This window comes from Zoogloea sp. JDB1, assembly GCF_056724025.1.
Map to the genome: position 1 here is coordinate 4771035 of NZ_CM161496.1, position 26182 is coordinate 4797216.

Here is a 26182-nt window from a genome sequence, read left to right on the forward strand (position 1 = left end):
TCACTTGCGGGCGGCGAAATACGCCGCGATCAGTTCGAGCTGGGCCTCGCTGTAACCCTTGGCGATCTGCGGCATGATCGTCGCCCGCTGCGTGCCGCTGCGGAACTCCTGCAGCTTCTGCATCAGCTGGGCTGCCGGCACGCCGGCCAGCACGGGCATCGTCGCGTCGGGCCGGGCGTGGCCGTCGGTGCCGTGGCAGCCGGTGCAGGTGGCGGCCAGATTGCGGGCCAGGTCGGGATCGGGGTTCGCGGCCTGCGCCGTGGCGGCCAGACCGAACAGCAGGCCGAGAACGGCGCAGCGGGGGAACAGCGTCATCGCTTCTCCTTGTCGAGGCGGCCGACGCTCGATGCGATCGGCAAGCCCGCCATTGTTCCCCGCCGGAGCGTCCCGCCGCAAGCCGCGGCGGGCTTCAGCCGGCCAGCGTCGCGTTGTCGTCCACCAGCATGTCGCGCACGGTGTAGTTCGGCCGGCGGTCCGGGTAGCGGCACTCGCCGGCCGGAATGCCGTCGCCGTTGCAGCCGCTCAACAGCGGACAGCGGGCGAACAGCTCCGCCGCCCAGTCGGCAAAGGCGCGCACCTTGGGCGACAGGTGGCGGTTCTGCGGATAGAGCACCGACATCGGCACCGGCGATGGCTTCCACTGGGGCAGGATCTCCTTCAGCGCGCCGCTCTCCAGGTGCGGCCAGGCCATGAAGCGGGCCGGCTGGATCAGCCCGAAATTCTTCAGCCCGCAGGTGATATAGGCGTCGGCGTCATTTACCGCGATGCGGCCTTCCAGGCGCAGCGGCACGCTGACCCCATCCACCAGGAAGTCCCAGTCGAAGTTGCGCCCACTGACGCTCGAAAAGTAATGCACCACCCGGTGTTGCTGCAGCTCCTCCAGGGTCGTCGGCTCGCCGTAACGTTCCAGGTATTCCGGCGAGCCGCAGGTGACGAAACTCAGGCTGCCAATACGGCGGGCCACCAGCGTGGAATCCACCAGCTCGCCGGCACGGATCACGCAATCGACGGCCTCCTGCACCAGGTCCACCGGACGGTCGCCCATGCCGATCACCAAGTCCACGTCCGGATAGAGGGAGTGGAACTCGCACAGGTTGGGAATCAGGATGTCCCGCCCGACGGGCCCCGCTACATCCACCCGCAGCCGCCCCTGGGGCCGCCGGGCGGCGTCCTGGAAGGCGGCCTCGGTCTCCTCCAGCTCGGCGAGGATGCGCGCGCAGCGCTCGTAGTAGGCCGCACCGTCGGCCGTGAGGCTGACGCTGCGGGTGGTGCGGTTGAGCAGGCGCACCTTCAGATGGTTCTCCAGCCCCTGGATGGTGTTGGTGACGGTGGCCCGCGGCAGGCTCAGGTTGTCCGCCGCACGCGTGAAGCTGTTGGCCTCGACAACCCCCATGAAGACCTTCATGGCCTGAAATCTGTCCATTTTCCCACTCCGGCTGGTGGCTCCGCGAAAGCAAGCCTCCAACAATTATTAGCCAACGTCGAACAGTGAAGTCAACTTTCGAGTATTTATCCAACACCTATCAACAACCACAATTCAGCCATCGCCCCTGTCCGTCCATTCCGGATCACTAAGTACATGATGGCTCGTTACGACATCGTTCTTCCCCCCGCCGCCGACGCCCTGCAGGTCGCCGATCTGCGCCTGCCGGGCTTTGCCGGACAGATCGACGCCCGCCTGTACCGGCCGGCCGATGTGGAGGGAAACCTGCCCGCCGTGCTGTATTTCCACGGCGGCGGCTTCGTCGCCGGCAATCTGGACGAAGCCGACCCCATCGCCCGCCGCCTGGCCGCGACGATCCCCGCCGCGGTGCTGTCGGTGGCCTACTCCCTGGCGCCGGCCCTGCCCTTCCCGGCCGCGCCGGAAGACGCCCACGCAGCCGCCCTGTGGCTGCACGCCCAGGCCGCCACCTTCGGCATCGATGCCACCCGCCTGGCCTGCGCCGGCCACGACGCCGGTGCCACGCTGGCCGCCGCCCTCACGCTGATGGCCCGCGACCGCCTCGGCCCCCCCCTCGTCGCCCAGGCCCTGGTCGGCCCGATGCTCGACCCCAGCCTGACCCGCCTGGACCATCGCGCCGGCTCCGCCGAGCCGCAGCCCAACACCTGCGCCCGCTGCTACAGCCAGTACCTGCCTCGGGTCGCCGAACGCCTCCACCCCTACGCCACGCCCCTCGAATCGCGCCGTCTGGCCGGCCTGCCGCCGGCCCTGATCGCCACCGGCGCCCACGACCGCCTGCGCTGCGAAGCCGAGCACTACGGCGCCGCGCTGATCAACGCCGGCGTACCGACCCAGGTCACCCGCTACGCCGCCGGCCATGCCGAACTGCCGGCCCACCCGGCGCTACTCGCCGATCTGGCGGCCTTCCTGCGCCACCACCTGTGGCCCGCCGCGAGTTTCAACCCCGATTTCCCGTCATTCCAATCCCTGAAAACAGAGAGGACATCATGAACGCGACCGCTCCCTCCCGTTCCCTTCCCCGCCGGCGTCTCGTCATCGCCGCCGCCCTCGCCGGCTTCGCGCTGGCAGGCGGCGGCATGGCCATCTATTCCGCGCACGCCGACTCCCCCGCACCGGCCGCCGCGCCACAGGCCGCCCAGGTGGACACCGCCCAGGTGGTCAACAAGGCCATCATCGACTGGCAGGACTTCTCCGGCCGGCTGGAGGCCGTGGACCGGGTCGAGATCCGCCCGCAGGTGTCGGGCATCCTGACCCAGGTGCATTTCCGCGACGGCAGCCTGGTTCGCAAGGGCGACGTGCTGTTCACCATCGACCCGCGCCCCTTCGCCGCCGAGGTGGAACGGGCGGAGGCCCAACTCGCCGCGGCCGAATCGAAGGTCGGCTACACCGCCTCCGATCTGGCCCGCGCGGAGCGCCTGATCGCCGACAACGCGGTGTCGCGCCGCGACCTGGAAGAAAAGCAGAACGCCGCCCGCGATGCCGGCGCCGGCGTGCAGGCCGCCCGCGCGGCGCTGCGCATCGCCCGCCTGAACCTGGAATACACGTCCATCAAGGCGCCCATCGACGGCCGCATGTCCCGCGCCGAGGTCACTGTCGGCAACCTGGTCAGCACCAACGGCAGCCCGGCCCTCACCACGCTGGTGTCGTCCACCCGCATCTACGCCGCCTTCGACGTGGACGAGCAGACCTTCCTGAAGTCGGTCAATCCGGCCCGCGACGCCAAGGGCACGGCACTGCCGGTGCACCTCGGCCTCGCCGACCAGGACGGCCACCCTTTCGAGGGGCGCATCCACTCGGTGGATAACCGCCTCGACACCACCTCCGGCACGATCCGCGTGCGAGCCATCTTCGACAACCCGGACGGCCGCCTGGTGCCGGGCCTCTACGCGCGCATCCGCCTCGGCGCCGGCACCCCGCGGGAGGCCGTGCTGATCGACGACCGCGCCATCGGCACCGACCAGGACAAGCGTTTCGTGCTGGTCGTGGACGCCACCAACAAGACCGCCTACCGGGAAGTGCGCCTCGGCAACCTGCACGACGGCCTGCGTATCGTCGAGGACGGCCTCAAGCCCGGCGAGCGCATCGTGGTGAACGGCCTGCAGCGGGTCCGCCCCGGCGACCCGGTGACGCCCCACCCGGTCGCCATGGAAGGCAGCGCGCCGCTGGCCGCCGCCACCATGCCCCACGCGACGAAGACGCGGATCTGAGCGATCCGCGGGAGACACCCATGAACATATCCAAGTTCTTCATCGACCGCCCGATCTTTGCCGGCGTGCTGTCGATCCTGATCCTGCTGGCCGGCGTGTTGGCGGCCTTCAAGCTGCCCATCGCCGAGTATCCCGAGGTGGTGCCGCCGTCGGTGGTGGTGCGCGCCCAGTTCCCGGGCGCCAACCCCAAGGTGATCGCCGAGACGGTGGCCGCCCCGCTGGAGGAGAGCATCAACGGCGTGGAAAACATGCTGTACATGCAGAGCCAGGCCAATAGCGACGGCAACCTGACCCTCACCGTCAACTTCCAGCTCGGCGTCGATCCGGACAAGGCCCAGCAGCTGGTGCAGAACCGCGTCTCGCAAGCCCTGCCGCGCCTGCCGGAGGACGTGCAGCGCCTCGGCGTGACCACCGCCAAGAGCACCCCGACGATCACCATGGTGGTGCACCTGACCTCGCCGGACGACCGCTACGACATGACCTACCTGCGCAACTACGCGGTCCTCAACGTAAAGGACCGCCTGGCGCGCATCCAGGGCGTGGGTGAAGTGGGCCTGTTCGGCTCCGGCAACTACGCCATGCGGGTGTGGCTCGACCCCGGCAAGGTGGCCGAGCGCGGCCTCACCGCCGCCGAGGTGGTGAAGGCCATCCGCGAGCAGAACGTGCAGGTGGCCGCCGGCGTCATCGGCGCGCCGCCCAACGACCGCCGCACGCCGCTTCAGCTCAACGTGAATGCCCAGGGCCGCCTGAAGGACGAGGCGGAGTTCGCGCAGATCATCCTCAAGACTGCCCCCGACGGCGGCGTCACCCGCCTCGGCGACGTGGCCCGCATCGAGCTGGCCGCCTCGGAATACGGCCTGCGCGCACTGCTCGACAACAAGCCGGCGGTGGCCATCCCGATCTTCCAGACGCCCGGCGCCAACGCCCTCGAGATCTCGTCCAAGGTGCGCGAGACGATGGCCGAACTGGCCAAGGACTTCCCGCCGTCGGTGCAGTACAGCATCGTCTATGACCCGACCCAGTTCGTGCGGGCCAGCATCAAGGCAGTGGTCACCACGCTGCTGGAGGCCATCGCGCTGGTGGTGCTGGTGGTGATCGTGTTCCTGCAGACCTGGCGCGCGTCGATCATCCCGCTGCTGGCGGTGCCGGTGTCCATCATCGGCACCTTCTCGCTGATGCTCGGCTTCGGCTACTCCATCAACGCCCTGTCCCTGTTCGGCATGGTGCTGGCCATCGGCATCGTGGTGGATGACGCCATCGTCGTGGTGGAGAACGTCGAGCGCAACATCGAGGCCGGCCTGACGCCGCGCGAGGCCACCTACCGGGCAATGCGCGAAGTGTCGGGGCCGATCATCGCCATCGCGCTGACCCTGGTCGCGGTGTTCGTGCCGCTGGCCTTCATGACCGGCCTCACCGGCCAGTTCTACAAGCAGTTCGCGATGACCATCGCGATCTCCACGGTGATCTCCGCCTTCAACTCCCTGACCCTGTCGCCGGCCCTAGCCGCGCTGCTGCTGAAGGGCCACGACGCCAAACCCGACTGGCTGACGGTGCAGATGCAGCGCTGGCTGGGCGGCTTCTTCGCCCGCTTCAACCGCGTCTTCCAGCGCGGCAGCGAGCGCTACGGCAACGGCGTGCGCGGCGTCATCGGCCACAAGGCCTCGGCAATGGGCGTCTATGGGCTGCTGCTGGCCCTAACGGTGGGCATCTCCTACATCGTGCCCGGCGGCTTCGTGCCGGCCCAGGACAAGCAATATCTGGTGGCCTTCGCACAGCTGCCGGCCGGCGCCTCCCTCGACCGCAGCGAGGCGGTGATCCGCCGCATGGGTGACATCGCCCTCAAGCAGCCCGGCGTGGAGAGCGCGGTGTCCTTCCCCGGCCTGTCCATCAACGGCTTCACCAACAGCGCCAGCGCCGGCATCGTCTTCGTGACCCTCAAGCCCTTCGCCGAGCGCAAGGGGGCGGAGCTGTCGGCAGGCGCCATCGCCGGCGCCCTCAACCAGCAGTTCGCGTCCATCCAGGAAGCCTTCACGGCCGTCTTCCCGCCCCCGCCGGTGATGGGCCTGGGCACCCTCGGCGGCTTCAAGATGCAGATCGAGGACCGCGGCAGCGTCGGCTACGCCGAACTGGACAAGGCCGCCAAGGCCTTCATGGCGGCGGCCAGCAAGGCGCCGGAGCTGGGCCCGATGTTCTCCAGCTACCAGATCAACGTGCCGCAGCTCGACGTGGACCTGGACCGCACCAAGGCCAAGCAGCAGGGCGTGGCGGTCACCGACGTGTTCGACACCCTGCAGATCTACCTGGGCTCCCTGTACGTGAACGACTTCAACCGCTTCGGCCGCGTGTACCAGGTGCGGGCCCAGGCGGACGCGGACTTCCGCGCCCAGCCGGAGGACATCGGCCGCCTGAAGACCCGCAATGCCAGCGGCGAGATGGTGCCCCTGGCCTCCCTGCTGCGGGTCACCCCCAGCTACGGGCCGGAGATGGTGGTGCGCTACAACGGCTTCACCGCCGCCGACATCAACGGCGGGCCGGCGCCCGGCTACTCCTCGGCCCAGGCCGAAGCGGCCGCCGAGCGCATCGCCGCCGAAACCCTGCCCCGCGGCGTGAAGTTCGAATGGACCGACCTCACCTACCAGAAGATCCTGGCCGGCAACGCCGGCATCTGGGTCTTCCCGATCAGCGTGCTGCTGGTCTTCCTGGTGCTGGCCGCCCAGTACGAGAGCCTGACCCTGCCGCTGGCGGTGATCCTGATCGTGCCGATGAGCATCCTCGCGGCCCTCACCGGCGTGTATCTGACCGGCGGCGACAACAACATCTTCACCCAGATCGGGCTGATGGTGCTGGTCGGGCTGGCCTGCAAGAACGCCATCCTGATCGTCGAGTTCGCCCGCGAACTGGAGCTGCAGGGCCACACCCCGCTGCAGGCCGCCATCGATGCCAGCCGCCTGCGTCTGCGGCCGATCCTGATGACCTCCATCGCCTTCATCATGGGCGTGGTGCCGCTGGTCACCTCCAGCGGTGCGGGTTCGGAAATGCGCCACGCGATGGGCATCGCGGTGTTCTTCGGCATGCTCGGCGTGACGCTGTTCGGGCTGTTCCTGACGCCGGTGTTCTACGTGCTGCTGCGCACCCTCGACAAGCGCCATCCCCTCCACTCGGCGGCCCATCACGAAGCGCTGCTGGTGCAACCGGCCGCCGCCCATGCCGGCCAGGAGTAAGACGATGAACCTGCACGCCCTTCCCCTGCCCCGCCGCGCCTTCGGCCTGCTCGCCAGCCTGCTGGTGCTGGCCGGCTGCTCGGTGGCACCGACCTACGACAAGCCGGCGCTGAACCTGCCCGCCGCCTACAAGGAGGCGCCCGCCGCCGATCCCAACTGGAAACCCGCCGAGCCGGCCGACACCGCCGCCCGCGGCGAGTGGTGGACGGTCTTCGGCGACGCCACGCTGGACCGCCTGGAGCGCGACGCGGTGGCCGCCAACCCGGACCTGGTGGCCGCCGCCGCCCGTCTGGGCCAGGCCCGCGCGCTGGAGCAGGCCGCCCACGCGGCGCGCCTGCCCCAGGTCGGCATCGGCTTCGGTCCGACCCGCCAGCGCCCGTCGCCGGCCTCCCAGGGCCTCGCCGCCGACGCCGACACGCGCACCAGCACCCTGTGGCGCGGCCAGGCCACCGTCGCCTACGAGGTGGACCTGTTCGGCCGCCTGTCCGGCGCCGAGGACGCCGCCCGCCTCGACGCCGAGCGCAGCGGCGCGCTGTTCAGCGCAACCCTGCTGGCCCTGCAGGCCGACGTGGCCCAGGCCTACTTCCTGATCCGCGAGCTGGACGCCGCGCAGGCCTTGTACGTGGATACCGTCAAGCTGCGCGCCGACACCGTACAGCTGCTGCAGCGCCGCTTCGACGAGGGCGATATCGCCGAGCTGGACCTGGCGCGGGCCCGCAGCGAACTCGCCGCGGCCCGCTCCGAATCCCTCGGCCTGGCCCGCCAGCGGGCGGTGGCCGAGCACGCGCTGGCGATCCTCCTCGGTAAGTCGCCCGCGGAGTTCAGCCTGCAGGCCATGCCGCTGCGCCGCCTCGCCATCGGCGTACCGGCCGGCCTGCCGTCGGCGCTGCTCGAACGGCGGCCGGACATCGCCGCCGCCGAACGGGCGATGGCCGCCGCCAACGCGCGCATCGGCGTCGCCAAGTCGGCCTGGTTCCCGCGCCTGCCCCTCACCGGCGCGGCCGGTTACGAGGCCGGTGGCGTCGGCGACCTGTTCAAGTACGCCAGCCGGACCTTCGTGCTCGGCCCCTTGGTCGGCACCGCACTGAGCCTGCCGATCTTCGACGGCGGCGCCCGCGAGGCCGGCGTCAAGCAGGCCGAATCGGCCTACGTGGAAGACGCCGCCCGCTACCGCCAGACGGTGCTGCAGGCCTTCCGCGAGGTGGAGGACAACCTGGCCCAGCTGCGCCTGCTTGGCGACCAGCACCGGGAGCAGGACGACGCCGTCGGCGCCGCCGCCCGGGCCGCCCGCCTGGCCCGCCTGCAATACCGGGAAGGGGCGGTGAGCTACCTCAACGTGATCGACGCGGAACGCAGCGTGCTGCAGCAGCAGCGCCTCGCCGTCGGGCTGGACGGGGAACGGGCGCGGGCCACCGTCAACCTGATCCGCGCCCTCGGCGGCGGCTGGACGCCCACGCCCGGTTGATCGAAAAATTGCAGCGTGCCTTGCCGCTGCTGCTTTGCACCAGGAGGCCGATGCCCTTTAAGCTACGGGGCATCGGCCTTCTCTCCCTCCCCGCCATGTCCCGACTTTCCGCGTTTCGCGGGCGCCTGACCGGCGTCCTGGCCCTCTCCATCCTGTCCGCCCTCGGCGGCTTCGCCACGCCGGCCTTTGCCGGCAAGACCCTCGACGCCATCAAGGCCAAGGGCCAGCTCGCCTGCGGCGTCAGCACCGGCGTCATCGGCTTCTCGGCGGCCGACAGCCAGGGCCAGTGGAAGGGCCTCGACGTGGACGTCTGCAAGGCCCTCGCCGCCGCCGTGCTTGGCGACGCCCGCAAGGTGCGTTGGGTGCCCCTCAGCTCCCAGCAGCGCTTCACCGCGCTGCAGTCCGGCGAGGTGGATATCCTGTCCCGCAACACCACCTGGAGCCTGACCCGCGACGCCGGCCAGGGCCTGCACTTCGCGGGGGTCACCTACTACGACGGCCAGGGCTTCCTGGTCGCCAAAAAGACCAAGGTGACCAGCGCCAAGCAGCTGAAGAACGCCGAAGTCTGCGTGCAGTCCGGCACCACCACCGAGAAGAACCTGGCCGACTACGCCCGCGCCCAGGGCATCAAAGTCAAGCCGGTCGTCTTCGACAAGTTCGAGCCGTCCATCAAGGCCTTCTTCAGCGGCCGCTGCCAGGCCTACACCACCGATGCCTCGGCGCTGGCCTTCATCCGCGCCAAGGAAGCCCCCAACCCGGACGACTACCTGATCCTGCCGGAGATCATCTCCAAGGAGCCCCTCGGCCCGGCGGTGCGGCGCGGCGACGACGAGTGGTTCGCCGTCGTCAAATGGACCGTCAATGCGCTGATCGAGGCGGAGGAGCTGGGCATCACCCAGGCCAAGGTGGATAGCCTGAAGAGCTCCCCCGACCCGGCCGTGCAGCGCTTCCTCGGCGTCGGCGAAGACCTCGGCAAAAACCTTGGCCTCGACCGGGACTGGGCGGCGCGGGCGGTGAAGGCGGTCGGCAACTACGGCGAGATCTTCAACCGCAACGTCGGCCCGGATTCGCCCCTCAAGCTGCCCCGTGGCCTCAACGCCCAGTGGAACAAGGGCGGCATCCTGTACGCGCTGCCGCTGCGCTGATGGCCCAACGGCAGTCCGCCTCCCGCGCCGTGCAGGCGCTGCTGATCGTCGCGCTGCTGGCCCTGCTCGGCCTGCTGGTGGCGACGACCCGCGCCCACCTGGAGGAGCGCGGCATCCGCAGCGGCTTCGATTTCCTGTTCGAGCCGGCCGGCTTCTCCCTCGGCGAGAGCGTGCTGCCCTTCGAAGCCGGCGACACCACGCTGCGGGCCTTCGTCGCCGGCCTGCTCAACACCCTGCGCGTGGCCCTGCCCGGTGCCGCGCTGGCCCTGGGCCTGGGCATCCTGCTCGGCTTCGGGCGGCTGGCCGACAACCCGCTGGTGCGTGGCCTGGCCGGCGCCGCCGTCAACGCCATCCGCAACGTGCCGCTGCTGCTGCACCTGCTGGCCTGGTACTTCATCCTCACCGATCTTTTGCCGGCCGCCGACGCCCCGCTGCAGCTGGCGCCCGGCGTGTTCCTCAGCAAGTCCGGGCTGGCCCTGCCCTGGTGGGGCGAGAACGGCTTCGAGATCCCCGAGCTGGCCGGCTTCGGCATCGACGGCGGCGCCAGCCTGACCCCGGAATACCTGGCCCTGCTGTTCGGCCTGACCATCTACGGCGCCGCCTACATCGCCGAAACCCTGCGCGGCGCCGTACTCGCCCTGCCCGAGGGCCAGCGCAGCGCCGCCCTGGCCCTCGGCATGACGCCGCGCCAGGCCTTCCTGCTGGTGCTGCTGCCGCAAGCCTGGCGCGCCGCGCTGCCACCCACCACCAGCCAGCTCCTCAACCTGTTCAAGAACTCCTCGCTGGCGGTGGCCATCGGCTACCCGGACCTGATGGCGGTGGCCGGCACCAGCCTCAACCAGAGCGGCCGCGCCATCGAATGCCTGAGCATCGTGATCGCCGTCTACCTGCTGCTGTCCCTCCTCGGCGCCGCCGTCAGCCACCGGCTCGAACAGCGCAGCCTGCGCGGGGGGCCGGCGTGAACGCCCTCAGCACTCGCCCTCCCACCGGAAGGATGTCGCGCAACGACAGGAGGGCCATCCCATGAACTTCACCGCCCTGCGCCGCCGCTTCTTCGGCGATCCCCTCAACGCACTATTGAGCCTCGCCGTGCTGGCTGCCGCGCTGTTGTGGCTGCCGCCGCTGCTGCGCTGGGCCGTGACCAACGCCCGCCTCGCCCCGGACGCCGCCGCGTGCACCGCGCTGGAACACGGCGGCGCCTGCTGGGGCGTGGTCGTCGAGAAAGCCCGCTTCATCCTCCTCGGCCGCTACCCGGATGAAGAAGCCTGGCGCCCCATCCTCGCCGCCGGCCTGATCGGCACCGGCTGGCTGCTGACCGCCTTCCGCCCCCTGCCCGGCCGTACGCTGGCGGCCCTGCTGCTGGCCCCGCCGCTCGTCGCCTTGCCGCTCCTCGGCGGCGGCATGGCCGGCCTGACGCCGGTACCCACCGAACTGTGGGGTGGCCTGCCGCTGACCCTGCTGCTGACCGGCGCCGGCATGGCCGGCGCGCTGCCGCTGGGCATCGCCGTCGCCTACGGCCGCCGCTCACAGCTGCCGGTGCTGCGCGCCGTGCTCACCGCCTACGTCGAACTGGCCCGCGGCATCCCGCTGGTCGCCGCCCTCTTCGCCGCGTCCTTCCTGCTGCCGCTGTTCTTCCCCGAAGGCCTGGCGCTGGACATGCTATGGCGGGTGCTGATCGCCATCGTGCTGTTCGCGGCCGCCTATCTGTCCGAGATCATCCGCGGCGGCCTGCAGGCCATCCGCCCCGGCCAGCTCGACGCCGCCGCCGCCCTCGGCTTCGGCTACTGGCAGACCCAGCGCTGGATCGTCCTGCCGCAAGTCCTGCGCGCCGTCGCCCCGTCCATCGCCAACAGCGCCATCGCCCTGTTCAAGGACACCACACTGGTCACCGTGGTCAGCCTCTACGAACTCACCGGCTCCCTCAGCCTCGCCCTCTCCGGCGACCCGGAATGGCGGCCGTTCTACCTGGAGGCGTGGTTGTTCATTGCGGGGGTTTATTGGGTGGGGTGTTGGGTATTGGGGCGGGTTAGCCGGAGGCTGGGGGGCTGACACGGCGTTTCGGGCTTTTGGTGCCTTTACAAGGCGGCTTTCCGTTTTATTGGCTTGAATTGGCCGGGTCTCGCCCCGGCGGGCGACCTTCTTTCTTGTTCACCTTTCCCACCAACCCAAACGGGAAGGCGGCTTTTTGATGCAAATCTGACTGAACTTTCGGCACTAGGGCTACACACTCAGAAATAGCTTCAATCTAGATAGCACTCGACAGTCTAGTCGTTTCAGCAATTACATAAAGCTCATCTTCCTTAGTGACGAATCTGGAATGCATAGTAGCTAATCGAATAGGGTAAAGCCGCTGAAACGACTCACGTACGCTCTCGGTCCGCTTAAACCGTGACTGGAAGACCTCTTGCCAATGCTTTTTTTTGCAGATGATCTTTTCGTAATCGGTAAAGTCAGCGACTTCAATAAAGAGGCCTAAGATGACTCCGTTTGCCTCTGCTTTGGATCTCTTAAACTCCCACGCGTCAAGCAAGTCGGGCGGTAGCTGTTTCCTCGGCCAGTCCGAACCGTACTGGGCAGTCATGGCCTCATCGATAAACAAACGGAGCTTTCGTTCAAGTCGCTGCAAGAAATTATGGCAACGATTCGTGCGTTGATATGCAGCCTCCTCAACAGGGTCGTCCGAGGCAGCGGCTTCCACCCAGTCGATTCCATCAAATGGAATTTCACCGTGTAGTCCGACTAGATCGAGACTCTGCGAAAATGCCGCTTCAGGAAAATCCGTTAACGACTTATTGAATCCACGATCAATATAAAACTCAACTCGAGTGCTAGCGTCAACAGATACACTCTCGGGAAAGGTTATCTTATCCCGCCAATCGCCAAAGTCCGAACGCAATGCTACCGTCAAGCCAGGGTCGAACCCGGAAAAGGACTTTAACGCGGCGCCAATACTATAAAGCTCACGAAAACCCGTTACAGACTGAACCTCATGGAAATTACGTATCAATGGAATGTCTGTGACCTTGCTTAGGACTTGCAGCGCAAACAGGTCCCTCTCCTGCCGTTTTAAAAAGCTGCCAACGGCCCCAAGATTGGAGCAATCTTCAACCAGTAAGCGCGTTGCCTCACTTAGCTTCGGCAATCTGAACGTGTCGACTTGAAGTCGATCCACCTCCCTAAAAGCCGAAAATTGTCTTTCCCACTCATCGGAAATATGGGAGAGCTTAAGAAAAGAACTGCTTTCCGACATCAGCGCCGTGTGCCGTGCAACAGACTCCAACGCACCTGGCAATGAGGAGATTTTTTCAACCAATTGCCTCAACTTGGCGGTTGGCTCCAATAAACCGGCAAGCTCAATACTCTTCTGAGAAGCGGCCATTGCGCTCTCAATCGAGCTCAACTCCCAATATTTCTCTGCATCGGCGAGCGCTCCACTACGTTCCCTTTGGATGGCCGAGATCATGTTCTCTTGAACAGGAATCCCTCCAACGCGAGCGAGTTCGGCCATTGTTGGGTTGCTAACCTTAGTAATAGATGCCGCCCTCTCGATGCTCTGCATCAACTTTCTCTTTTCTTCTGACATTACCTTCCTTACAACCGTTTTGTCGCCAGTTCCTACGCCTCTCACTTTCGCAGATGACTCTGAGCGATTGTTTAGCAAAGTATATCTTCCAAACAATGCGTGCTGTGTGGAGGGCTGTGCTAGGGGGGTACTAGATCAATAAATTGTGTGCACACAATAAGCTATCAGCCCAATCCCGAAGCATGGAAAGAACGTGAAACTCTTGCCTCCCCTGCTCCTGCTGCTAACTCTCCTGGCAACCAAGTCCTATGCCGAAGCCCCCTTCCTGACCAAAGGCCAATCACTCAAATCCGCCAGAGCCGCAATCATCGCGAAAGGCTGAAAACCGGTACGTAACGCCCGCGAAAGGCTTACTACGGAAGAACAGCTCTACCGTGCCGGGTATCAGGAGGTTGTCGGCTGCGCGATGGATATCGGCCAATGCATCTTGCTGTACCAAGACGGGAAACGGCGGAGCTTGTCGCTATACGTTTCCGGAAAGGACATGAAGCGCATGACGGTAGCCGGCTGGGACAAGCGTTGTCAGTGACCGAGCAACAGACCTTTCCACCGTAGGGACAGGCCCACCGTGCGGTCGATCCCGGAACTGCGAAATCGGAAGGCAACTTTCCAGCTTTCGGTCTCCGAATCCGAAGATTCGGACTCAAGCACCGAAGCTTCGATCTCCATCACCGAAACTTCGACCCCAACCACCGAAGTTTCGGACTCGGAGATCGAAACTTCGGATGATTTCGTCGAAACTTCGGTCTCCGAGTCCGAACATCGCACCTCGCAATCCGAACTTTCGATGGCTGCATCCGAAAAACGGAAAGCAATCATCCAACATCGGACAATTGCTTTCCATTTTCGTGCAGCGAGCCGGTGCCCTCGCGCTACGCCACCCCGCGCGCCTGCAAGGCCTCGCCGAGCTCGCGCAGTTCCTCCGCCAGCATGGAGCAGGCCCACAGGTAGTTGTCCTGGTAGGACGGACTCAGGCGCCGGAAGGCGTCGGCCTGGGCGCCGCAGGTCATGGCCAGCAAGGCCTGCAGCTGGGCCTGCCGGGCCGACATCTGATCGATCAGCGTCAGCACGCTGACGTCGTCGGCCAGCCGATAGAGCGGCGAGGAAGAAGCGGGAAAGTGCATCTGCGTCGTCATGCGCAAGCCCTCCCGCCGGAAGTACGCGTGGAGAAACACAGGGATCGACGGGTATGCCGCCAAAGCGGAAAAGCGGACGGGTGCGGCCGCGCGCACGCCGGGGCGTGAATTGCCATGGAATGGAACTCCTTCGTTAATGGACTGTTCCACCCCTCGCTGTCAAACGGGGGGCGGGCCAAAGCAGGGTTGACAGACCGGAACGAAGGGACCGGCAGGCCGAAGCCTCCCCACCCGGCCCGCCATTGATCAAGGCGCACCACGGGCGTGACGGACAAAAAAAGCCGCGGCGCGGCTATCGGTCCGCCTTCGTTATCCGGGCTGTCAAACCCGGTCGCTGTTGTTTCAGCGACGCGGCGGAGTATCGGCCGGGCATCGGGGGAGCGTCAAGTTTCGGTCTGCGCTACAAGCGCTTCCCCAGGAATCCCTCCAGTGCCTTCAGCGTCGTCAGGCGGTCTTCGGCGTGGCTGAGATAGTGGTCGCCCTCGGGCAGGTAGATCACCTCATGGGCCTTTCCGGCTTTTTCCAGCGCACTGGCCATGCGTTCGGTCTGGCGGACGGGAACCGTGTAGTCCTTGCGGCCATGGATCAACAGTACCGGGACCTGGATGCGGCTGACGTTGCTGGCCGGGGAGGTCCGCTCCAGCTGATCGCTGTCAGAGCCGATGCGCGGCAGGTTCACGTCGCTGAACAGGAACTGCCAGTTGCTTTCGACCCAGTCCACCAGATCCGTCACCGGAGCTATGGCCACCGACGCCTTGTAGAGCCCCGGCTCCTTCACGGCCCCCATCAGGGCCGCATAGCCGCCGTAGCTGGCGCCGACGATGGCGATGCGCGCCGGATCGGCGAGCTTCTGCTCGACGAGCCACCGGGTGCCGTCGGTCACGTCATCCTGCATCGCCAATCCCCACTGCTGGAAGCCGGCTCTTTCAAAGGCCGGACCATAACCGCTGGAGCCCCGGAACTGGGGCTGTAGTACGCCATACCCGCGGCTCACCAGGAACTGGACCAGATAGTCGAAGCCCTCGCTGTCGTGGGCGGTCGGGCCGCCATGAGGCAGAACCACGAAGGGAATCGGCGGGTTGCCGACCTGATGGCCCGGTGGGAAGGTCAGGATGGCTGGAATCTCCAACCCGTCCCGCGCCTTGTAGTGAGTCACGCGGCTGCGGCCGAGTTGCTCGGGCGCCAGATCCGGGTAACTGTCGATAACGGGGATCAGTTCAGGCTGGGCGCCGGAGCGATCCAGCAGCCAGATATTTGCCGGCTCGTTGCCTTCGGCGATCCGGCACAGGGTGCGCTTGCCGTCGACGCTGCGGTCCAGGATGCGCAGGCGACTGCCGGGCATGGCCCGGCCGATCACCGCCGCATCCTTCGCGAAGTCCGGGTCCAGATAAACCGGCGTGCCATCCTGTCCGAGCTGGTAGCCGATGAAGCGGCCGTTATGGCTCAGCGGTTGCACCGCATTCGAACCGCTACCGGCGACCTTCCGGGAAAATGCTCCGGTCTCCGCATCGAGCACGTACAGGAAATCCGGCCCGCCCTCGTGGTTGGAAAGCACGTGGAGTTCATTGGCCTTGCCGGGCACGAAGCCGAGCACGCGGAATGTACGCCCGCCGTTCACCTCGTAGCTCTGGATCTGACGCCAGCTGCCGTCGGCGAGGCGGACCTGGTGTTCGGTCTGCTTGCCGCGCAGCCCGTGGGCGATGCGCACCTCCCCATCCTCGTCGGCCTGCCAGTCGATGACCGTGCCCCGTTGCCGGGCGATGGTTTTCAGGCGGCCGGTGTTGATGTCCACCTGCACGACTTCTGGATACTTGACCTGATTTTCCAGGCTGCCCACCTGCACCATACTTGTGGTCTGCCCCGGCTGGATCCCCGAGCGATCGATGGCGGGCAACGCCAGCAGGATGTGATCCGGGTCTTTGGGCAGAAAGCCGACGATACGGTCCTGCGTCTGGGGAATGAAGGTTCTGAACTGGGCCGCATCGACCAGATTGAGTCCGTTGCGTCCATCCGCGTCGATTGCGACCAGGCGGGTATCGCGCACCGGGCGACGCGCGTCACGCAGCGAGAACAGGCTCAGGCCCGCCAGCAGGCGGTGGTCGTTCTTCCAGACGAACCAGTCCGGTTCGAAATCATTGGTCGGCAGGACGCGGGTATTACCCTTGTGTTCCAGATCCCAAATGACCAGCGCATTGTGGCCCTTGTAGGGAGCGATCAGCGCCAGCAACTTGCCATCCGGTGAAAGACGGGCAGAACGGGCCCCGGGCAGGGCCGCATAGACATCGACGGCCGCCGGTTTGGGCGGGGAAGCAGACGTTTCCGCAGCGTGGACATGGGCCCCAAAAGGGATCGCGAGAAGTACCGTGGCCAGCACAAGGCGGCACATTTTGACTGGAGGCATAGGCCGGATCGAAGAAAAGGTAATCCACGCCGGGGCAGGCCCGATGCGGGAGTCCAGGTGGAACGACAGGGAGCACCATTTTTTCACACGTCATACTCGATCCCAACCGCTCGATAACGATTTGCTTATTCCAATGTGCTCGATCGGAAACGCCGGCCCGTCCCTGGGCCTGTCTGTTACCTGCAGCCGCCGATGCCCCCTCTGCTCGACTAGACAGCCGACCCAGCAACAGCCTCCCCCAATATCTCCGCCAACCTCCTAACCCCCGGCCCCGCGAAATCCGGATTCGCCACCACCAGATACATCTCCAGACACCGCACCTCCGCGCCCCCCAGCGGCAGGATCTTCAGTCGCCCATCAGCCAGCTCGGCAGCAATCCGAGGCTCCGGAAACCACGCGAAACCATGCCCGGCGCAGGCGGCGGCAATGGAGGTGGCGATGCTGCTGAAGGTCCAGCGCTGCTCCACTTCCAGGATCAGGCTGCGCTTGTCGCGGGTGGAACTGGTTTCGCGCACGTTGAGGCGGCGGTGGCCGCGCAGGTCCTGTTCGCCGAGGGGCCGCCCGAGTTGGTGCAGCGGGTGGTCGGGGTGCGCCGCGGCGACGATGCGCATGCGCATCAGCGGCCGCCCGAGGAAGCCCGGCGGCACGTGGGGGGTGATGGCGATGTCGGCCTGGCCGGTGAGCAGCGCTTCGCCGGTGCCGCCGAGCACCGACTCGATGACCTCGATGCGCGTGCGCGGGGCTTCCGCGCCGAAGCGGGCGAGGCAGTCGAGCAGCACGTCGGGCGGGAAGACGATCTCCACCGCCAGCCCGATTTCCGCCTCCCAGCCGGCCGACAGCTTGCGCGCCGCCTGTTCCAGGTCGCTGGCCTGCTCCACCAGGGCCAGCGCGCGCCGGTACAGCATCTGCCCGACCGGCGTCAGCACGGCCTTGCGCCCCTGGATCTCGAAGGCGCGCACGCCGAGCTGGGATTCGATCTTCTGCACCGCATAGGTGACCGCCGACTGGCTCTTGAACAGCACCTCGGCGGCCTGGGCGTAGCCGCCAGCCTCGACGACGGCGATCAGGGCCCGCCATTGATCCAGGGCGATGTGCGGTACGGGCGAGGACGGCGGAGTGGACGCAGCCATATCAATCAGCTCATTCGATAGATTTAAACGAAATCTTCGTCTTTTTTATCTTCTCGGTAAATCATTAAATACACACACCAACACATCACCCGGAGAGACCAAATGAGCACCCTTCTGAAGATCAACGCCAGCCTGTTCGCCGACCAAGGCCAGTCCAGCCAGCTTACCGAGCGCTTCGTGGCCGCCCGCGTCGCCGCCCACCCCGACACCCAGGTGGTGAGCCGCGACCTGGCCGCCAACCCGGTGCCCCACCTGGACGGAGCCCGTTTCAGCGCCTTCCTGGCCAAGCCGGAAGAACGCACGGCCGAGCAGCAGGCGGTGGTGGACTTCTCGGATGCGCTGGTCGCCGAACTGAAGGCCGCCGACGAGATCGTCATTGGCCTGCCGATGTACAACCTGGGCACGCCCTCGACGCTGAAGGCCTACTTCGACCACATCGCCCGCGCCGGCGTCACCTTCCGCTACACCGCCAACGGCCCGGAAGGTCTGGTCACCGGCAAGAAGGCCTACATCGTCGCGACCCGCGGCGGCCGCTACGCCGGCACCCCGTACGACGCCCAGACCGACTACATCAAGATCTTCCTGGGCTTCATCGGCATCACCGACGTGGAATTTGTCTACGCTGAAGGCCTGAACATGGGCGAAGAGAGCAAGGCCGAAGCCCTGGCCAGCGCCCACAAGGCGCTCGAAGCCCTGGCCGCCTGATAGCCCCAAACAGACGAGGGGCGGGCACGCCGCCCGGCGGCCGCCCGCACCCTCGCACGGCATCCCCAACCCCAACGGAGACCATCATGACCATCCGCAGCCTCGACAGGATCATTCCCTCCATCCCCGTCTCCGACGGGGCCGGCGTGAAGCTCCGGCGCAGCCTGGGCCAGAGCCCCTTCCTGCGCCTGGACCCGTTCCTGATGCTCGACGAGTTCGCGTCGGACAATCCGGACGACTACATCGCCGGCTTCCCGCCCCATCCGCACCGGGGCTTCGAGACGGTCACCTACATGCTGGCGGGGGATTTCGAGCACCAGGACCACCTGGGCCACAAGGGCCACCTGCGCGCCGGCGGCGCCCAGTGGATGACCGCCGGGCGCGGCATCATCCACTCGGAAATGCCGCTGCAGGAACAGGGCCGCCTGCACGGCTTCCAGTTCTGGATCAACCTGCCGGCCAAGGAAAAGATGAAGCCGGCCGCCTACCGGGACATTCAGCCGGAAGAGATTCCGACCGTGTCGGTGCCGGGCGGTGAAGTGAAGGTGGTGGCCGGTGCGCTGGATGGCGCCGACGGCGGCAGCATCGCCGGGCCGATCCAGGGGATCAGCACTGCGCCCTTGTTCCTCGACGTGCGCCTCAGTGCCGGCGAGCGCTTTGCCCAGGGTGTGGCGGACGGCCACACGGCCTTCCTCTACCCCTACGCCGGCAGCCTGTCGGTGGGTTCGGACGGTGCCGGCAAGGTCTTGCAGGCCCGCCAGGCCGGCGTGCTGTCGGCCGGCGAGCGTATCGAAGTCACTGCAGGGCCGGACGGCGCCAGCTTCCTGCTGCTGGCCGCCAAGCCCCTCGGCGAGCCGGTGGTGCAGTACGGCCCCTTCGTGATGAACACCCGCGAAGAGATCGAACAGGCCCTCGCCGACTACCAGGCCGGCGAGCTGGCCTGAGTATTTCCGGAAAGATCTGAGCCCGGCCGCCCGCTCGTCAAACAGCGACGCGGCCGAGGCGCCAGCCGATCACCGCCGCCACCAGCAGGCCGCCGCCCAGGCAGCCCGCCACACCGATCCAGCCGTCGAACTGCCAGGCCAGGCCGGACACCGTGCCGATCAGGCTGGCCCCGATGTAGTAGCAGCACAGGTAGAGCGCCGCCGCCAGGGCCCGCGCCGGCGCCGGACGGCGCCCGACCCAGCTGGCCGCCACCGAGTGGCCGGCGAAGAAGCCGAAGGTGAAGATCCCCACGCCGACCACCAGCACCGACAGCTGCGGCGCCACGCTCATCGCCAACCCGGCCAGCATCAGCGCCACCATCGCCCGCAAAGTCACCGCCCGCCCGAATCGATCCACCAGCCGCGCCCCCAGGTTGGACGCCACGATGCCCACCAGGTAGAGCAGGAAGACCATGCCGATCTGCGCCGGGCTCAGGGAGAACGGCGGCGCGACCAGGCGGAAGCCCAGATAGTTGTAGAGGCTGGTGAAGCAGCCCATCAGCAGGAAACCCATCGCGAACAGCAGGCGCAGGCCGCCGTCGGCGAAGGTCTTGCGCGCATTGCCGAGCACATCGGCGACGGCCACCTGGATCGGCTGGAAATGGCGGGACGGCGGCAGCAGGCGCCAGAACAGCAGCGTGGTCAGCACCGAAGATGCCGCCAGGCAGGCCAGCGCCACCCGCCAGTCCGCATGCTCGGCGATCAGCGCAGCGAGGAAGCGCCCGCACAGGCCGCCCAGCGCGTTGCCGGAGATATACAAGCCCATCGCCCGCGCCAGCGAGGTCGGCGCGAACTCTTCACTGAGGTAGGCCATCGCCACCGCCGGCAGGCCGGCCAACGTCATGCCCAGCAGCGCCCGCGACACCAGCAGGCTGTGGAAGTCGCCGGCAAAGGCGCCGACCAGCGTGAACACCGTGGACAGGGACAGCGCGCCGACCATCACCGGTTTGCGCCCGATGCGGTCGGCGAGTATCGCCGCCGGGATCAGCGCCGCCGCCAGCGCGATGGTCGCCGCCGACACCGCGCCGCTGGCCGCTGCGGGGCTCAGGCCGAAGCCGTGGGCCAGCAGCGGCATCAGCGGCTGCAGGTTGTAAAGCAGCGAGAAAGTGGCAAAGCCGCCGAGGAACAGGGCCAGGCAAGCGCGCCGGTATTCGGCGGTGCCGGCGTGCAGCTTGTCGGCGGCAACACTGCGTTCGGAGGTGGATTCCGCGCGGGGGCGGGACGGAATTTGCTGGGCGGGTAGCTCGCAGCAGGAGGCATCGGTTTGCATGAGGCCATGCTAGTCCCGCGCAAAACCACCAGTCCAATATATATTACCGACCTAACTAATACTTCCTGGATATATATGGAGCTGCGCCATCTGCGTTACTTCGTCGCCGTTGCCGAGGAGCTCAACTTCACCCGCGCTGCGGAACGCCTGCACATAGGCCAGCCGCCGCTGAGCCAGCAGATCCAGGCATTGGAAGAGATGCTCGGCGTGCAGCTCTTCGAGCGCACCAAGCGCCGCGTGGCGCTGACGCCGCCCGGCCAGCGCTTTCTGGAGCACGCCCGCCGCGTGCTGGAGCAAGCCGGGCGCGCGGTGGACGACGTGCGCCGGGTGGCCCGTGGCGAGGTGGGCGAGCTGAAGATCGGCTTCACCTCGTCCCTGCCCTTCACCGCCGTGTTGCCCAACCTGGTCCGCCGCTACCGGGAGCAGCGCCCGGACGTGACGCTCAACCTGCGCGAAATGTTCACCCCCGACCAGTACACGGCCATCGAGGCCGGCGAACTGGACCTGGGCTTCGTGCGCTACACCGGGCTGGAAACGCCGACCGGCCTCGACGTGCGGGAGATCCACCACGACCCCCTGCGCCTCGTCATCAACGCCGCCCATCCGCTGGCCAGCCGCCCGGTGCTGAGCCTCGCCGACCTGCACGCCGAGGGCTTCATCACCTACCCGATCACCGTCGGCACCGGCCTCACCATCCTGCTCCGCGAGCTGTGCCAGAAGGCCGGCTTCGAGCCGCGCATCGTGCAGATCGCCGGCGAGGCCACCACGCAGATCGGCCTCGTCGCCGCCGGCCTCGGCGTGGCGCTGCTGCCGGCCCCGCTGGAATGCGTGCGCATCGAGGGCGTGCGCTACCTCCCGGTCAGCGATGCCGGCGCCTACCTGTCGCTGGGTGTGGCAACGCGGAAAGGCGACCGCAATCCGCTGGTGGAACAATTCCTGTCCAACCTGTATTCGGACTGAAAAGTCGACAAATTTGACAGTGACTGCAAGCGGGCGCCCGAGGCAACCGCCTCCCCCACAATAACGCGACAAAAACAGCAAAAACTACAGACACATACAGAATTCAAGGTGATTTTGGCACGTATATGGCTTTATTCTGAACGCAAGAATCTCGTCACACGCATTACCTGCACGACAAATCCGAGTGGTCCAGTCGTCACGGATCCACCCAACGAGAGAGTCCCGAAACCATCCAGTGCCGGAGTCGCCGGAGGCGGCTGATGGGCCAATGGGCCAAATGCGACGATGGCATGAACAGGAGGACTCACCATGTCTCGTTGGCGTTCCGTCGCATTCATCCTTGCGGTTTTCAGCCATATGCCCGCCTGGGCTTATGTCGTGGCCAGCTTCGATACCGCGGGCATCACCGCAGTCTCCGGCCCCGTCCTACCCACGCAGGTCTACACCTTCGACTTCACCCTCAACTCGCTGGCATCCGCCGCGACCACGCCGCTCGTTACCGGCCCAAGCAGCTTTGGATACCTCAATGTCGTAAACGGCGACCAGTGGGTCATCCGTAACGAGCCCATTCCGCTCGTGCAATCATTGACCGAAGAATCGCAGCATTTCTGGTTCACCCAGAGCGGCACGGCATTCTCCAGCGTCAAGGCGATTTTCAACAGCGATCCCTTTGTGCCCCTCCTGCCCTCCTCGCTGCCCAGCGTCGACAGCCAGTGGTCGAACGTAGGACTGCTGCCTGCCAATACCACATACGGGAGTAACGACCTGCACGGCGAGGTCGGCGGTGGCACTCCAGTCGTCAGCCCGCCGCCCGCGGCCGTCCCCATCATCGAAGGCTACCTGCGCGGCGGGGTACCTGACATCAAGCAGCTCAATGAAGAGTGCGGCCCGACCTCCACGCTCAACTCCCTGCTGTGGCTGGCCAAGAAATACGGGTTTTCGGTCGACAAGCTGCCCAAGCTGGCGGACGGCTCCCTCGACCAGCAAACCCTCCTGAAGCAGATCGCCGCCGCAATGCAGAAACACAACACGGACGGGAGCACCGGCCTGCCCAATAACTGGAACCCGGAAACCCCGATCACCAACGGCGACCGGGGTTATCCCGGCTTGGATCGCGGCTCCTTCGAGGCCGGCCTGAACGACATCATCAAGGCCACCTTGCTGCCCGTGGTGGAGGAAGGCGGCGTCAATGATCCCAAGGCACAAGGCGCCTCAACCTTTGATTTCGTGAAGCAGGAACTGAAAAGAGGACAGGACGTGGAATTCCTGATCACCTGGCCCAGCGGTAATTCCCACTGGGTGACCGTCACGGGCTACGTCGATGCGGGAACGGACAACAAGACGCTCATCGTGCACGACCCCGGCGTGGCCAATGGTAATAACTACTGGAAGATCAAGGACGATGGTTCATTGACAGCTCCGGTCGGCACAGCCAACCGCGCCGTCGCCGAATCCGTAATCCCCGAACCTCCGATGCTCGCCCTGCTTTGCACGGCGCTGTGCGCCCTCTTCGGACTCCACGGACGTCAGCGGGCCTGAAGGATGAAGAATGCCCCGGAAAGCCGACGGCCTTCCGGGGCATCTGCTCTGTGGCACGAACGCAGGCTCAGCGCCCGATGCGTCCCTTGCCACGGGCCAGCCGGTGCAGCACCGCGACGAGGGCATCGACCTCTTCGCAGGTGTTGTAGAAGGCCAACGACGGCCGCACCGTGGCTTCCTGCCCGAAGCGGCGCAGGATGGGCTGGGCGCAGTGGTGGCCGGAGCGCACCGCGATGCCTTCCTCGTTGAGCGCGCGGCCGACCTCTTCGGGCCGGTAGCCGTCGAGCACCAGGGACAGCACCGAAGCCTTGTCCCGGGCGGTGCCGATCAGCTTGAGGCCGGGCACGGTGAGCACGCCGCGCGTCGCATAGACCAACAGGTCATGCTCGTAGCGGGCGATGTTGTCCATGCCGATCCGCTCCACGTAGTCGAGCGCCGCGCCGAGCCCCACCGCGTCGGCGATGTTGCCGGTGCCGGCCTCGAAGCGGGTCGGCGGCGCGTGGTAGATCGTCTTCTCGAAGGTCACGTCGGCAATCATGTTGCCGCCGCCCTGCCACGGGGGCATGTCTTCAAGGACGGCGCGCTTGCCATACACCGCGCCGATGCCGGTCGGCCCGAAGACCTTGTGGCCGGAGAACACGAAGAAGTCCGCGTCGATGTCCTGCACGTTGACCCGCATGTGCGACACCGACTGGGCGCCGTCCACCACCGCCACCGCGCCAGCACTGTGGGCGATCGCGACGATCTCCTTGACCGGCACGACGGTACCGAGGGCGTTGGAGACCTGGGTCACCGAGACGATCTTGGTACGGCTGGTGAGCAGCTTGCGGAACTCGTCGAGCAGCACCTGGCCCGTGTCATCCACCGGGATCACCTTCAGCTTCGCGCCCTTGGCGGCGGCGAGCTGCTGCCAGGGCACGATGTTGGCGTGGTGCTCCAGGTGGGAGACGATGATCTCGTCACCTTCGCCGACGTTCTTCCAGCCCCAGGTCTTGGCGATCAGGTTGATGCCTTCGGTCGCCCCGCGCACAAAGATGACCTCCTCCGTGGACGCCGCGCCGAGGAAGCGCGCCACCTTGCTGCGCGCACCTTCGTAGGCGTCCGTCGCCCGTGCCGCCAATTCATGCGCAGCCCGGTGGATGTTGGAGTTCTCGTGCTGGTAGAAGTAGGCCAGCCGGTCGATCACCGCTTGCGGCTTGTGGGTCGTAGCGGCGTTGTCGAACCAGATCAGCTGCTTGCCGTTCACCCGCTCCTGCAGGATCGGGAAATCGCGGCGCACCGCCTGCACGTCGAAGGCCGGATGGGCCGACGGCTGGGGCTTGGGCGCTTCCGCCTGGCGGCTGGGTTCCAGCCCCGTATCCAGGAAGTAGAAATGCCCGGGCGCGGTGGCCGTCGGCGCAGCGGCGGTACGCCGGTCGCCGGCGATCTCCGCCAGGATGGAATGCAGCTCGGCCTCGCCCGGCAGCCCGAAGGACTGGGGCACGACGCGATTCTCGGCGACCGGCAGCGCGCCCTGCGGTACCGATTGCACGGCGCTCGCCTCGCCCAGGAAGTAATAGGGCGTGGACGGCGCGAGCGGCGGCGGCGAAGCCGGCGGGCTGAAGGTCGGCAGCGCGGCCACGTAGGCTTCCGGTACGCCGAGGACGGGATTGCCGGCCTTGCCGGCGGCCGCGCCATGGTCCAGCGGCACCGACTCGGCGGCGACCGGCGCCACCGGCGCGGCGGCCGTCAGCTGCGGGCCGACATCGCCGAGGCGGATCTCCGGCGGCACCTCGGGCTGCGGCGCTCCGGCACCGAAGCCGCCGAGGCTGTTCGGCCCCGGCAGCCCGTTGGGCAGCGCGGCGAAGAACTCACCGGCCAGCCGGGCCAGCACGCTCTCGTCGGGCACGCCCGCCGGAGCGCTGCCGCCCAGGGCCGCCAGCCCCTCACTTGTAGGTGTCGGGATAGTCATGGTACTTGCCGATCTCCACGTCATCGAGGACAGCCAGTGCGTCGTCGGTCAGCACGGCCAGCGAGCAGTACAGCGAAATCAGGTAGGACGCGATGGCGTTGCGGTTGATGCCCATGAAGCGCACGGACAGGCCCGGGCTCTGTTCGCCGGCCAGGCCGGGCTGGAACAGGCCGACCACGCCCTGGCGCTTTTCGCCGGTGCGCAGCAGCAGGATCTTGGTCTTGCCGTCCTCGACCGGCACCTTGTCCGACGGCACCAGCGGGATGCCGCGCCAGGTCAGGAACTGGGAGCCGAACAGGCTGACGGTCGGGGGCGGCACGCCGCGGCGGGTGCATTCGCGGCCGAAGGCGGCGATGGCCAGCGGGTGGGCCAGGAAGAAGCCGGGCTCCTTCCACACCTTGGTGATCAGGTCGTCCAGGTCGTCCGGGGTCGGCGCGCCGGTCAGCGTGGAGATGCGCTGCTCGTCGGTGACGTTGGCCAGCAGGCCGTAGTCCGGGTTGTTGATCAGTTCGCTTTCCTGGCGTTCCTTGATGGTCTCGACGGTCAGGCGCAGCTGTTCCTTGATCTGGTCGTGGGGGCTGCTGTACAGGTCGGAGACGCGGGTGTGCACGTCGAGGATGGTGGTGACCGCGTTCAGGAAGTACTCGCGGGGCGCCTCGTCGTAATCCACGAAGGTCTGCGGCAGCTCGGACTCGTCGCGCTGGGAGCACGCCACGCGCACGTCACGGGGGTTCTTGACCTTGTTCAGGCGGTAGATACCGGCCTCAACCGGCAGCCACTGCAGCAGGTGCACCAGCCAGCGCGGGGAGATCGTGGACAGCTGAGGAACGGTTTTGGTGGCATTCGCCAACTGCCGGGCGGCGTTATCGCCAAGAGCAGTCGGGACATCGGTATGGTCGGCCATGGGAGCTCCTTATGAATTAAAAGTGGAATCGTTATGAAATATGGAGATAAGCGAGTGTCCTTTCCGGACTTCTTCGCTTCAACCGGCTATAGACGGCAAAGGCCCGGGCGGCGGGCCTTG

21 protein-coding genes are annotated in these 26182 nt (G+C 66.7%); 11 read left to right on the forward strand and 10 right to left on the reverse strand.

The window, feature by feature from the left end:
- Together AC1PPK_RS21655 and AC1PPK_RS21660 are read right to left on the reverse strand one after the other, a co-directional pair.
- On the reverse strand, positions 1 to 315 hold the full coding sequence (locus tag AC1PPK_RS21655) for a c-type cytochrome (protein ID WP_481115064.1): 315 nt from the start codon (positions 313 to 315) through the stop codon (positions 1 to 3).
- 94 nt (positions 316 to 409) lie between these two features.
- The gene (locus AC1PPK_RS21660) at positions 410 to 1423 is read right to left on the reverse strand and encodes a LysR family transcriptional regulator (protein ID WP_481115065.1); all 1014 of its coding nucleotides are present in this window, start codon (positions 1421 to 1423) and stop codon (positions 410 to 412) included.
- Between the two features lie 156 nt (positions 1424 to 1579).
- Between AC1PPK_RS21660 and AC1PPK_RS21665 the strand changes: the two genes are divergently transcribed.
- From AC1PPK_RS21665 to AC1PPK_RS21695, 7 genes are all read left to right on the forward strand, one after another.
- A complete protein-coding gene (locus AC1PPK_RS21665) occupies positions 1580 to 2452 on the forward strand; it encodes an alpha/beta hydrolase fold domain-containing protein (RefSeq protein WP_481115066.1) in 873 nt (290 codons plus the stop codon).
- Entirely contained in the window at positions 2449 to 3669 is a 1221-nt protein-coding gene (locus AC1PPK_RS21670; RefSeq protein ID WP_481115067.1) for an efflux RND transporter periplasmic adaptor subunit, read from the forward strand. Before AC1PPK_RS21665 ends, AC1PPK_RS21670 begins: the two co-directional genes overlap by 4 nt.
- A gap of 20 nt (positions 3670 to 3689) precedes the next feature.
- On the forward strand, positions 3690 to 6890 hold the full coding sequence (locus tag AC1PPK_RS21675; protein ID WP_481115068.1) for an efflux RND transporter permease subunit: 3201 nt from the start codon (positions 3690 to 3692) through the stop codon (positions 6888 to 6890).
- Between the two features lie 4 nt (positions 6891 to 6894).
- Positions 6895 to 8355 carry an efflux transporter outer membrane subunit gene (locus AC1PPK_RS21680; RefSeq protein WP_481115069.1) on the forward strand — a complete coding sequence of 487 codons (1461 nt, stop codon included), beginning with the start codon at positions 6895 to 6897 and terminating at the stop codon, positions 8353 to 8355.
- Between the two features lie 50 nt (positions 8356 to 8405).
- A complete protein-coding gene (locus AC1PPK_RS21685) occupies positions 8406 to 9500 on the forward strand; it encodes an amino acid ABC transporter substrate-binding protein (protein WP_481115070.1) in 1095 nt (364 codons plus the stop codon).
- Positions 9500 to 10462, forward strand: a complete 963-nt coding sequence (locus tag AC1PPK_RS21690) for an ABC transporter permease subunit (RefSeq protein ID WP_481115071.1) — start codon at positions 9500 to 9502, stop codon at positions 10460 to 10462. Before AC1PPK_RS21685 ends, AC1PPK_RS21690 begins: the two co-directional genes overlap by 1 nt.
- 61 nt (positions 10463 to 10523) lie before the next feature.
- The gene (locus tag AC1PPK_RS21695) at positions 10524 to 11549 is read left to right on the forward strand and encodes an amino acid ABC transporter permease (RefSeq protein WP_481115072.1); all 1026 of its coding nucleotides are present in this window, start codon (positions 10524 to 10526) and stop codon (positions 11547 to 11549) included.
- Between the two features lie 196 nt (positions 11550 to 11745).
- Here AC1PPK_RS21695 and AC1PPK_RS21700 read toward each other — a convergent pair whose 3' ends face one another.
- From AC1PPK_RS21700 to AC1PPK_RS21720, 5 genes are all read right to left on the reverse strand, one after another.
- Positions 11746 to 13059: a hypothetical protein gene (locus AC1PPK_RS21700; RefSeq protein ID WP_481115073.1), complete on the reverse strand. Its 1314-nt coding sequence runs from the start codon at positions 13057 to 13059 to the stop codon at positions 11746 to 11748.
- Positions 13060 to 13605: 546 nt separating this feature from the next.
- On the reverse strand, positions 13606 to 13902 hold the full coding sequence (locus AC1PPK_RS21705; protein WP_481115074.1) for a hypothetical protein: 297 nt from the start codon (positions 13900 to 13902) through the stop codon (positions 13606 to 13608).
- Between the two features lie 53 nt (positions 13903 to 13955).
- Positions 13956 to 14219, reverse strand: coding sequence for a hypothetical protein (locus AC1PPK_RS21710; RefSeq protein ID WP_481115075.1), 264 nt, complete (start codon positions 14217 to 14219; stop codon positions 13956 to 13958).
- Positions 14220 to 14619: 400 nt separating this feature from the next.
- The gene (locus tag AC1PPK_RS21715) at positions 14620 to 16446 is read right to left on the reverse strand and encodes an alpha/beta hydrolase family protein (RefSeq protein WP_481115076.1); all 1827 of its coding nucleotides are present in this window, start codon (positions 16444 to 16446) and stop codon (positions 14620 to 14622) included.
- A gap of 383 nt (positions 16447 to 16829) precedes the next feature.
- The gene (locus tag AC1PPK_RS21720; protein WP_481115077.1) at positions 16830 to 17750 is read right to left on the reverse strand and encodes a LysR family transcriptional regulator; all 921 of its coding nucleotides are present in this window, start codon (positions 17748 to 17750) and stop codon (positions 16830 to 16832) included.
- A gap of 102 nt (positions 17751 to 17852) precedes the next feature.
- Between AC1PPK_RS21720 and AC1PPK_RS21725 the strand changes: the two genes are divergently transcribed.
- Together AC1PPK_RS21725 and AC1PPK_RS21730 are read left to right on the forward strand one after the other, a co-directional pair.
- Positions 17853 to 18455, forward strand: a complete 603-nt coding sequence (locus AC1PPK_RS21725; RefSeq protein ID WP_481115078.1) for an FMN-dependent NADH-azoreductase — start codon at positions 17853 to 17855, stop codon at positions 18453 to 18455.
- Positions 18456 to 18541: 86 nt separating this feature from the next.
- Complete coding sequence (locus tag AC1PPK_RS21730) at positions 18542 to 19399, forward strand: pirin family protein (protein WP_481115079.1); 858 nt, start codon at positions 18542 to 18544, stop codon at positions 19397 to 19399.
- A gap of 37 nt (positions 19400 to 19436) precedes the next feature.
- Here AC1PPK_RS21730 and AC1PPK_RS21735 read toward each other — a convergent pair whose 3' ends face one another.
- Positions 19437 to 20708: an MFS transporter gene (locus AC1PPK_RS21735; RefSeq protein WP_481115080.1), complete on the reverse strand. Its 1272-nt coding sequence runs from the start codon at positions 20706 to 20708 to the stop codon at positions 19437 to 19439.
- Positions 20709 to 20783: 75 nt separating this feature from the next.
- Between AC1PPK_RS21735 and AC1PPK_RS21740 the strand changes: the two genes are divergently transcribed.
- A complete protein-coding gene (locus AC1PPK_RS21740) occupies positions 20784 to 21668 on the forward strand; it encodes a LysR substrate-binding domain-containing protein (protein ID WP_481115081.1) in 885 nt (294 codons plus the stop codon).
- A 309-nt stretch (positions 21669 to 21977) separates the two neighbouring features.
- A complete protein-coding gene (locus tag AC1PPK_RS21745) occupies positions 21978 to 23207 on the forward strand; it encodes a hypothetical protein (protein ID WP_481115082.1) in 1230 nt (409 codons plus the stop codon).
- Positions 23208 to 23274: 67 nt separating this feature from the next.
- Here the strand turns inward: AC1PPK_RS21745 and AC1PPK_RS21750 are convergent, their stop codons facing one another.
- Together AC1PPK_RS21750 and AC1PPK_RS21755 are read right to left on the reverse strand one after the other, a co-directional pair.
- Positions 23275 to 25158 carry a family 2A encapsulin nanocompartment cargo protein cysteine desulfurase gene (locus AC1PPK_RS21750; protein WP_481115083.1) on the reverse strand — a complete coding sequence of 628 codons (1884 nt, stop codon included), beginning with the start codon at positions 25156 to 25158 and terminating at the stop codon, positions 23275 to 23277.
- The gene (locus tag AC1PPK_RS21755) at positions 25133 to 26062 is read right to left on the reverse strand and encodes a family 2A encapsulin nanocompartment shell protein (RefSeq protein ID WP_481115084.1); all 930 of its coding nucleotides are present in this window, start codon (positions 26060 to 26062) and stop codon (positions 25133 to 25135) included. Before AC1PPK_RS21755 ends, AC1PPK_RS21750 begins: the two co-directional genes overlap by 26 nt.
- Between the last annotated feature and the right edge of the window lie 120 nt (positions 26063 to 26182).